Origin of the sequence: Streptomyces sp. AB3(2024), from assembly GCF_041862025.1 — a bacterium.
Classification (GTDB): domain Bacteria; phylum Actinomycetota; class Actinomycetes; order Streptomycetales; family Streptomycetaceae; genus Streptomyces.
Genome location: NZ_JBGWAB010000202.1, coordinates 1 through 9232, shown reverse-complemented (window position 1 = coordinate 9232; position 9232 = coordinate 1). Strand labels below are relative to the sequence as shown.

The window sequence follows — 9232 nt, the reverse complement described above, 5'->3', positions numbered from 1 at the left end:
CCCGCCGCGTCGCCCCCCGCGTCGCGCGACGCCGGCGGGCCTCCGGTGCCGCCGCCGCGGCGGGGGGCCGACTGGATGTTCGGCGGGGTGTACGGCACGGTGCTCGCCAGCGCCCTGCTGGCCGCGCTGGACCAGAAGGGCGGGGAGGTCACCCCCTTCTACGACGCCAGCTGGGTACTGGTCACCGCCGCCACCGGCGCGCTCGCGCACGGGTACTCGCACCACATGAGCACCCACCAGAGCGGCTCCCTCTGGCGCCGCTGGCGGGTACTCTCCCGGGTCCTGTGGAACGAGTGGCCGATGATCGCGGCCACCCTGCCCACCGTGCTCCTGCTGCTGTTCACCGGGCTCGCGCACTGGGAGTCGTACGGGGTCACGGCCATCGGGCTCGGCATGAACACCGCGCTGCTCTTCGCCTGGGGCGCCTTCGTGGCGATCCGGGTCGGCTACCGGCTCCGGTCGGCCCTGCTCATGGGCCTCGGGGACGCCACGATCGGCCTGGCCATCATCGTGGCCAACGCCCTGATCAAGTAGCGGCCGGCGACCGCCGGAGGCGGGAGGCTAACTCAGCTGGTCCTCCGCCTCCGCCAGGATCTCCGTCAGGCGGGCGCCGAAGTCCGCGTCGCGCGGGTCCGGGGTGCCGGTGCGGGCCGCGGTGAGGAGGGCGTCGAGGGCGCGGCCGTAGGCGCCGGGTACGTCGCTCCAGTCGGGCAGGGCGAAGACGCCCTCGACCCCGCGCAGTTCCAGTCCCACCCCGGCGGCGGCGCGCGGCGCGCCCAGGCTGAGGACGGCGGTGCTGGCGGCGCCCGAGGCGTGCCGCAGGGACAGTTGGACCATGTCGGAGGGGCCCCGGGCGGCGGTGACGGAGGTGACCTCGCCCAGTACCGGGATCAGTACGGACAGCGCGTGGGGGCCGACGTCCCACAGGCCTCCCTTGGCCTTGCGCCAGGGCGATTCGGCGTAGGCGCTGGGCTCGCCGTCGGGCGGGAAGACCGCGCCGAGCCAGTGCGCGGAGGCGGTGAACCACCCGGTCCGGCCCGCCTGTTCGGCCACCCATCCGGCGGTGGGTTCGGCGAAGCGGAGAGTGAGGAAGACGACGGAGGCGACGCCGTGCCGGGCGGCGGCCCCGGCCACGGCGCGGGCGTCCCCGACGGTGGTGGCGACGGGCTTGTCGAGCAGCAGGTGGCAGCCTGCGGCGGCCGCACGGACGGCGAGCGGGGCCTGGACGTCCGGGGGCAGGGCGAAGGCCACGACGTCACAGTCCGCGAACAGCGCGTCGGGGTCTTCGTACACCTTCACGCCGTACTCCCGGGCCAGTGAGGCCGCCGCTTCGGGGCGGCGGCCCCACACTCCGGCGAACTCGGAGCCGGCGTGGGCGGCGAGGGCGGGGGCGTGGGTGCGGTGGGCCCAGGGGCCGGTGCCCAGCAGTCCGACCCGGGGGCGGGTTCGGCCGGAAACGCCTTCGGGCCGCTCACCGTCGGAGTTCAAATCATACGAAATGCTCACCCGCTCAGTGTGCCGCACCCGGACGGACGTGCGGCCGCCGACCCGCACAAGCCCCCCCACCTGGGGGGTAAACGCCGGTAACACGGGGTTCACACACGGGCAACGGATGAGAAATCGCCACGGGGCACGCTGCCGTCAACACCATGGCGATCCGCAGCACCGCAGAGTCAGGATGGGGCCCCGTGAGCTACAAGGCTGAGTACATCTGGATCGACGGCACCGAGCCGACGGCGAAGCTTCGCTCCAAGACCAGGATCCTGGCGGACGGTGAGGCGCTGCCGATCTGGGGCTTCGACGGGTCGAGCACCAACCAGGCCGAGGGCCACGCCTCCGACCGCGTGCTCCAGCCGGTGTTCTCCTGCCCGGACCCGATCCGCGGCGGTGACCACCTCCTCGTCCTGTGCGAGGTGCTGAACATCGACATGACCCCGCACGAGTCGAACATGCGCGCGCTGCTGCGCCCCGTCGCCGAGAAGTTCGCCGCGCAGGCGCCGATCTTCGGCATCGAGCAGGAGTACACCTTCTTCGACGGGGCCCGCCCGCTCGGATTCCCCGTCAACGGCTTCCCGGCGGCGCAGGGCGGCTACTACTGCGGTGTCGGATCGGACGAGATCTTCGGCCGGGACATCGTCGAGAAGCACCTCGACCACTGCCTGGCCGCGGGCCTGAGCATCTCCGGCATCAACGCCGAGGTCATGCCCGGCCAGTGGGAGTTCCAGGTCGGCCCGGTCGGCCCGCTGGAGGTCTCCGACCAGCTGTGGATCGCGCGCTGGCTGCTGTACCGCACCGCCGAGGACTTCAACGTGTCGGCGACGCTGAACCCGAAGCCGGTCAAGGGCGACTGGAACGGCGCGGGCGCCCACACCAACTTCTCGACGAAGGCGATGCGCGAGGACTACCGCGCGATCATCTCCGCGTGCGAGGCGCTGGGCGAGGGCAGCAAGCCGCTGGACCACGTCAAGAACTACGGCGCGGGCATCGACGAGCGCCTGACGGGTCTGCACGAGACGGCCCCGTGGAACGAGTTCAGCTACGGCGTCTCCGACCGCGGCGCGTCGGTGCGCATCCCGTGGCAGGTGGAGAAGGACGGCAAGGGCTACATCGAGGATCGCCGCCCGAACGCCAACGTGGACCCGTACGTGGTGACCCGCCTCATCACGGACACCTGCTGCACCGGCCTGGAGAAGGACGGCCTGGTCTAGGACCGACCGGCCCCGAGCGGCGCCCGCCCTCCCGCGCGGAGGGCGGGCGCCGTTGGGCCTGCCAGCATGTGCACATGCAAGCGATCAAGATCAGGATCGAGACCGAGTCCGACGGGCCCCACGACGACCCCGGCCTCACGGGACTGACCGAGCTGGTGGAGCGCATCGGCGCGGACGGGGACCGTTTCCTCGTCGTCACCGGCATCCCCGAAGACCCGGGCGTCTTCGTCCAGGTCTGGCACGAGGCCGGTGGCGACTACCAGCTCGAACACCGGGCCGGCGCCCCCGACCGGCACTTCCGGACCTTCGTGGCCACGGCGGCCGAGGTGGTGGCGGTGATGGCCCGCTGGGTCCGGCAGGAGGCGGACTGGGACCTCGGACCGGTCTGGAAGCGGCTGGAGTTCCCGGTGGAGGAGGTGCCTCCGCTCGACCCGGCGATCGAGGAGCAGCTGACCGGGATCGTCCGGAACTGGCTGCGGGCCGGCTACCACGGCCTGGCCACGCTCGTCGAGGAAGCCGAGGACAACCTCGTCGCGGACGGGGTCCGGCCGGTGTCCCGCGCCCAGGCCGAGCTGCTCGTCAACCGGCTCTGGCGAGAACGGGTCGCGGAGCAGTCCGGCTGGAGCGGTGAGACGGATCCCGAGCGACTGGGCCGTGCCTTCGCGGCGCTGGAGGCCGCCGGGATCACCGCGCGGGAGAACTTCGCCTGTTGCCGAGGCTGCGGGCTCGCGGAGATCCGGGGCGACGGCCTGCCGGACGCACGGGGGTTCGTCTTCTTTCACAGCCAGTGCACCGAGGGCGCCGCCGACGGCGGGGACCTGTACCTCCTCTACGGGGGCTTCGCGACGAGTGACGGGGCGGCCGACGACGCGGCCGACGACGCGGCCGACGAGGCGCGGACCGCCGCCGTGGGGCGCGAGGTGACCGCCGCCCTGGACGCGGTGGGGCTGACGTGGGCGTGGGACGGTTCCGCCCACGATGCGATACGGGTGACCGGACTGGACTGGCGGAAGCGACTGACCGGCTGACGGTATGTCGGGAATATGACGTCCTGACGAAACCTTGATTGCTGAATATGAGATTCCGCTCCACGAGGTGAGACGGGGCCTGCCCTGGGCCCCGTACATCTGCTTGAATGACGTCCATGGCCAGCCACCCGCACTCCTCGACAACAGGTCGCAGCGACCTGGAGCCGTTCTGGCCGTCCCGTCAGGATCACGATTTCGACCGGGTGTGTTGCCGCGCGAAGAACGCGCCGGCCCTCTAACGCCTTCCGGGACCTTCCAGCAGACCCTTCCCGGGGCCTTCGGTCTGCGCGGTACGACAACGACGACGACTTGCGTACGTCTCCTGCCGACCACTCCGCGTGAAAGAGCTGACCACTCATGGCGAACACCCGTTCCATCGCTTCTGCCGCTTCCGCTGCGACCTCCGCTCCCCCCTCCTTCCCTCCCAGTCCGCGCCACCGGCTGCGGTCCGTGGACCGGGACGAGGTGGCCCGGGTCGTGGACCTGCTCCCGCCCGGCGCCACCTGGCTGCCCGCGCCCCAGCACACCCTGCCGGCACTGCCGGGCCAGCCGCCGATGGTCGGCTACCTGGTCCTCGTACCGGCCGACCAGCACCCGATCGCCTTCTCCCCGCAGTCCGTTCCCGCCCCCGCCGCTCCGGCCGGACCCGCGTCCGCCTCTTCGGCGGTCGCCGGTGACGCGCTCGTGCGCATCGACCCGGCGCAGCGCACCGCCGAGGTCGACGGGGAGGTGCTGGACCTGACGTACCTGGAGTTCGAACTGCTGGCCCACCTGGTCGCGCACCCGCACCGGGTGCACAGCCGGGACCAGCTGGTGACCACGGTCTGGGGCTACGGCCACGTCGGCGACGGCCGCACGGTCGACGTCCACATCGCCCGGCTGCGCCGCAAGCTGGGCGCGGCGCACCGCGGCGCGATCCAGACCGTGCGCCGGGTGGGCTACAAGTACGCACCCTGACCGGGGTGCCGGTCACGGCCCGACACGACGGTGGGCCCGTACTCGCGAGGGGGAGTACGGGCCCACCGGGCGTTGCCGGGGCCTTGAGCCCGGCGGGGCCGTCAGCCCAGCGGCGCCCCGGCCGGGCGGCGGCGGGCCGCCACGAAGCCGAGCACCACGTCGACCCCGAGGAACGCCACGAGACTGATCCCGAGCAGCGGGACGAACCAGCCGACGGCCGCCGTCACGCAGGCGAACGGCAGCAGCGTGGTCACCGGCAGCTTCCGCCAGGCACCGCGCGGCTGAGCGCGGCCCGCGGAGAGCCGGCGTTCCTTGGTGGGCCGGCGCATCCACCACATCCGGTAGCCCCACACCACGAGGAACATCACCGCGAGGGCGAGCGCGGCCAGGGCGATCTGGTTGGCGATCCCGAAGGTGAGGCCCATGTGGAGGTCGATGCCGAAGCGGGTCAGCTGGGCGAGGAGCGGGTAGTCGGCGAAGCGCAGTTCGTCCATGATCCGGCCGTCGGCGGGGTCCACCGCGACCGAGTCCAGGTGCACCGGCAGGGTCTTGTCGTTCTCCTTGACGACGTAGCCCTTGCCCTTGGCGGGCAGGGTCACGCGCAGGCTCTCGGTGACCCCGGCGGCCCGGGCGGCGGCCACCGCGCGGTCGATGCCGATGTCGGCGGTGGGCGGCGGCGGGGGCATCTCCATGCCCTCGGTCATGACGTGCCCGGCGTGCTCGTCGGAGCCGCCCGCGGCGCCCCCGGCGAGGGTGGCGGCCACGGAGGGGGTGGCCCCGCCGAGCCGGTCCTGGAGCTGCCCGATGTTCTCGCCCGCGTACTTCGACCAGGTCAGGCCGGTGGCGGAGAGGCCCACGAGGCCGATGGCGGCCCACAGTCCGACGGTGCCGTGCCAGGACAGGGTCTTGCGGCGGCCGGTGGCCCCCCGGTCGGGCAGGACGAGGTCGGCCCTGCGGGAGCGGCGACGGCCGATCCACAGCGCGAGGCCGCCCAGCGCTACCACCCACAGCCAGCTCGCGGCGAGCTCGCTGTAGTTACGGCCGAACTCGCCGAGCTGCAGGCTGGCGTGGAACTCGCTCAGCCAGGCGCGCAGCGGCAGCGCGTCACCGGCGGTGGTGAGCTGTCCGCGCACGTCGGCGGTGTACGGGTCGACGAAGACCGTGAGGGTCTGGCCCTCCTCCAGCCCCGGACGCTCCATGATCACCCGGGTGGTCGCGTCGGCCTCGGGCGCGGGCCAGACGCCGAGCACCTTGCCCTCGGGCACGGCGCCGCGGGCGGCCTTGACCTGGGTGCTGAGCGGTACGGAGGCCTCGCCGACGTGGGGCACCGTCAGCTCGTGGGAGTAGAGGATCTTCTCGGCCTGCCAGGAACCGGCGTACAGCAGGCCGGTGGTGGCGGCGAGGAACAGCAGCGGGGCTATGAGCAGGCCCGCGTAGAAGTGCATGCGCAGGAGCAGCGGGCGCAGGGCGGCCCAGCCGCCCCCGCCCGTGCGCCGGGCCGGCGGGGCCGGTGCGTCGGCCTTGGCGTCGGCCGGTGCTTCGGCAGGGGTGTCGGCAGGGGCGTCGGGGTCCCGGGCGGGGACGCCCCGGAGCTCGTCGAGGGACATGTCGGTCCTCAGGGGTTGGCGAAGACATGGGTGGAGGGCCCCGGGTCTCGCCCACCTCGCCGAAGGAGGGTGCGCCGGTCAGGCGCGGGCAGGAAGGCCGGGGGCCGTGGTGCGGGTGATTCGCCACCCGGGCGGGCCCCGGCGGACCGCGGTGTGGGCGTGGACGGCCCCGCGCAGGCGGCGCGGCCGTACGTACGGGGGACGCTGCGCGGGCGGCGCCGGTACGAGGGCCACCCGGGTCCGGACCAGCGCGAGCGCGCGGGCGAGCGGCCGGGCGGCGTGCAGCGTGGCCGCGCCGAGGGCCCCGGCCAGCCGGAAGACGGCGGCCTCGCCCCGGGCCAGCCAGGCGGCGCACAAGAGTCCGGCGAGCACGTGCGCGGCGATCATCCCGAGGCCGCCGTGCCCGGCCATCGCGACCATGTGCGCCAGGCCGGCCGTCCCGGCGGCGCCGTGGCCCGCCATGTCGGCCATGCCCGTCATCCCCGTCATGTCCGCCATGCCCGCCATGCCCGCCATCGCGTCGGCGGCTCGGCCACCGGTCGCCGGGCCGGCCGTCGCGAGGCCGTCCGCGATGCCCGAGGCCAGGTCGGCCGCGGCGGTGGAGGCGTGCGTTCCCGTGCCGGGCAGGTGGTGGTGCCCCGGCATCGGCATCGGCATCGGCTCCGCACCCGTCACGGGCACGGCCATGGGCATGGGCATGGGCATCCGCGATGCCGCCGACCCCGCCGTGAGCGCGTCGCTCGCGGAGAACGCGAAGTGCAGCGCTCCCTGGACACCGAGCAGGGCGGCACTGATCCCGGCCGGCCCGCAGCGCCGCCCGGTGGCCGGCCAGGCGAGCAGGGCGGTCACCACGAAGGCACCCATAAGCCATCCGAACGGAACGACCCCGGCAGACATGGACGAATGCCCCAGCGCACCCAAGGCGACGCACACCGCCGCGAACATCGCGGCCCGCGTGGCGCGCAGAGGGGCGCCGGATCGGGAGGGAGGCATGTCCCCGTCATGCTCCCACGGGGCCCGGTGGCCCGCGCAACGGGGCCGTATCCGATCATGGTCGGGTGAAGCCACTGCCACCGTCATGGTCATCACCGCTGGGCGCTCTCTACACGGGCGGGGTGCAGCTCGGTTCGCACGCCCTGGAACGGCTGGGTCCGGCGGAGCGGGAGCGGGTGCTGCGCGCCTGCTCGACGAACGTCGACAACCTCGACGCGGGACGCTGGGAAACCCTGCTGACCAGCGCCTGCGTGGTCGAGGAGCCGATGCCGCTGCCCTACGCCCTCCTGCTGCTCGCGGTACTGGGCTACGCGGAGTACGCGTACGGCGCCTGGTGGACGGCCGCCGTGTTCCTCTTCGGCCACAGCGCCGCCACCCTCCTCGTCTACGGGGCCCTGCGGCGCACCGCCGACCGCGAGACCCGCCGGGCCCTGGACGTGGGCGCGAGCTACGGGCTCAACGCCGTGCTCGGCGCCCTGACCTCGGCCCTGCCGCGCGGGACCGTGCGCAACGTCGCGCGGGCCGGCCTGCTGGCGCTCGCCGTGCGGCCGGTGCTGCGGCGGGAGCGGACCTTCACCGACGCGGGGCACCTGGTGGCCCTGGGCATCGGGATCGGGGTCTCGGTCGCCGCCGATTGTCTTTCCGGATCGCATCATCGGAAAATCGCCCTAACGTGAGCCGTATGCGGCGCCAGCCGTGACCCGCCGTGGATGACACGAGTCAGCCCCTCCCGATCCACACCCCCGTCGATCCGCGCCCGCGCGGACCGCACACCGCACGACCCGTACCCCCGCACACCGCTGGAGCCGCCACGATGACCGCCACCCCCTCCACCACCGTCGCCAACCTCCGCGACCTCGGGGGCACCCCGCTCACCGGCGGCCGCAGCGTCCGCCCGGGCCTCGTACTGCGTTCGGGCGCCCTCGACCGGCTCGACCTCGACGTCGATCCGGCGGTGGCCGCGCTCGGGCTGCGCACGGTCATCGACCTCCGCAGCGACGCCGAGCGCGCCGACCACCCCGACCGGATACCGGAAGGGGCCCGGCTGCTGGTGCGCGACGTGCTCGCCGACAAGATGAACGAGGGCCGGATGCCCGCCGCCACCCAGCTCAAGGACCTCCTCGCCGACCCGGCGGTCGCCGAGGAGCACCTGGGCGGCGGCAAGGCGCAGGCCCTGTTCGGCTCGGTGTACCGCTCGTTCGTCTCCACCACCTCCGCGCACGCCGCGTACCGCACGCTGCTCACGGAGGCCGCCGACCCGCAGGCGGGCCCCCTGCTGTTCCACTGCACGGCGGGCAAGGACCGTACGGGCTGGGGCGCGACGGTGATCCTCGCGCTGCTCGGCGCGGACGAGGACACCCTGATGGCCGAATACCTGTCGGTGAACCCGGCGGTGAAGGCGGCCTTCGCCCCGATGATCGAGGGATTCACGGCGGCGGGCGGGGACCCGGACATCGCGCTGGCGCTGATCGGGGTGTTCCCCTCCTACCTGGAGGCGGGCCTCGACGAGGTGCGCGTCCGGTACGGCTCGATGGAGAAGTACGTGCGCGAGGGACTGGGCGTCCCGGACGAGACGGTCGAGGCGCTGCGGGCCGGTCTGATCGTCTGACGGGTCACCCCGCGGGCGCCCCGGTTCGTCCGAACGTGTGAGCTGGGGGCGGGTGACCATCCGACGATTCGCTCGTTCTGCTGAACGTGACTGCGCCGGATACCGCCACCCGCCCCCTGCCTCCCGACGTCGAGCAGGCCGAGGCCGCCATCGTCGAGCACTACCCGCGGCTGGTGCGGCTCGCCTATCTGGTGCTGCCGCCCGCCTTCGGCCGCAACCGCCGGGTGCTCACCGCCCACGCCCTGACCCAGCGGGCCCTGCCGCGCGGGCGGCGCGGCGCCGGATCCGGCGAGGTGCGGGGCGGGGTCCCGGCCCCGCGCGGCGGGGCGG

General features: G+C 73.7%; 9 protein-coding genes and 1 pseudogene. 7 read left to right on the top strand and 3 right to left on the bottom strand.

Going from position 1 to position 9232, the window contains the following annotated elements; genetic code table 11:
- Positions 1 to 534 (top strand): hypothetical protein (locus ACEPPI_RS38390; RefSeq protein WP_373919890.1); only part of this gene is annotated, 534 nt, incomplete at its 5' end.
- A gap of 27 nt (positions 535 to 561) precedes the next feature.
- On the opposite strand, the gene ACEPPI_RS38385 is transcribed toward ACEPPI_RS38390, so the two are convergent.
- Positions 562 to 1500 (bottom strand): Gfo/Idh/MocA family protein, encoded by a 939-nt coding sequence (locus tag ACEPPI_RS38385; RefSeq protein ID WP_373919891.1) that lies wholly within the window; start codon positions 1498 to 1500, stop codon positions 562 to 564.
- A gap of 188 nt (positions 1501 to 1688) precedes the next feature.
- Between ACEPPI_RS38385 and glnII the strand changes: the two genes are divergently transcribed.
- From glnII to ACEPPI_RS38370, 3 genes are all read left to right on the top strand, one after another.
- A complete protein-coding gene (gene glnII, locus ACEPPI_RS38380; protein WP_373919889.1) occupies positions 1689 to 2708 on the top strand; it encodes a glutamine synthetase in 1020 nt (339 codons plus the stop codon).
- 74 nt (positions 2709 to 2782) lie between these two features.
- Positions 2783 to 3736 carry a hypothetical protein gene (locus tag ACEPPI_RS38375; RefSeq protein WP_373919888.1) on the top strand — a complete coding sequence of 318 codons (954 nt, stop codon included), beginning with the start codon at positions 2783 to 2785 and terminating at the stop codon, positions 3734 to 3736.
- 357 nt (positions 3737 to 4093) lie between these two features.
- Positions 4094 to 4693, top strand: a complete 600-nt coding sequence (locus ACEPPI_RS38370; RefSeq protein WP_373919887.1) for a winged helix-turn-helix domain-containing protein — start codon at positions 4094 to 4096, stop codon at positions 4691 to 4693.
- 101 nt (positions 4694 to 4794) lie between these two features.
- Here ACEPPI_RS38370 and ACEPPI_RS38365 read toward each other — a convergent pair whose 3' ends face one another.
- Both ACEPPI_RS38365 and ACEPPI_RS38360 read right to left on the bottom strand, forming a co-directional pair.
- Complete coding sequence (locus ACEPPI_RS38365; RefSeq protein WP_373919886.1) at positions 4795 to 6300, bottom strand: PepSY-associated TM helix domain-containing protein; 1506 nt, start codon at positions 6298 to 6300, stop codon at positions 4795 to 4797.
- Positions 6301 to 6378: 78 nt separating this feature from the next.
- Positions 6379 to 7164: a hypothetical protein gene (locus ACEPPI_RS38360; protein WP_373919885.1), complete on the bottom strand. Its 786-nt coding sequence runs from the start codon at positions 7162 to 7164 to the stop codon at positions 6379 to 6381.
- A gap of 194 nt (positions 7165 to 7358) precedes the next feature.
- Here ACEPPI_RS38360 and ACEPPI_RS38355 point away from each other — a divergent pair, with 194 nt between their 5' ends.
- The 3 genes and pseudogenes from ACEPPI_RS38355 to ACEPPI_RS38345 all read left to right on the top strand — a co-directional run.
- Positions 7359 to 7970: a rhomboid-like protein gene (locus ACEPPI_RS38355; protein ID WP_373919884.1), complete on the top strand. Its 612-nt coding sequence runs from the start codon at positions 7359 to 7361 to the stop codon at positions 7968 to 7970.
- A 137-nt stretch (positions 7971 to 8107) separates the two neighbouring features.
- On the top strand, positions 8108 to 8902 hold the full coding sequence (locus ACEPPI_RS38350; RefSeq protein ID WP_373919883.1) for a tyrosine-protein phosphatase: 795 nt from the start codon (positions 8108 to 8110) through the stop codon (positions 8900 to 8902).
- A gap of 77 nt (positions 8903 to 8979) precedes the next feature.
- Positions 8980 to 9232, top strand: a pseudogene (locus ACEPPI_RS38345) (hypothetical protein); the annotation flags it as partial.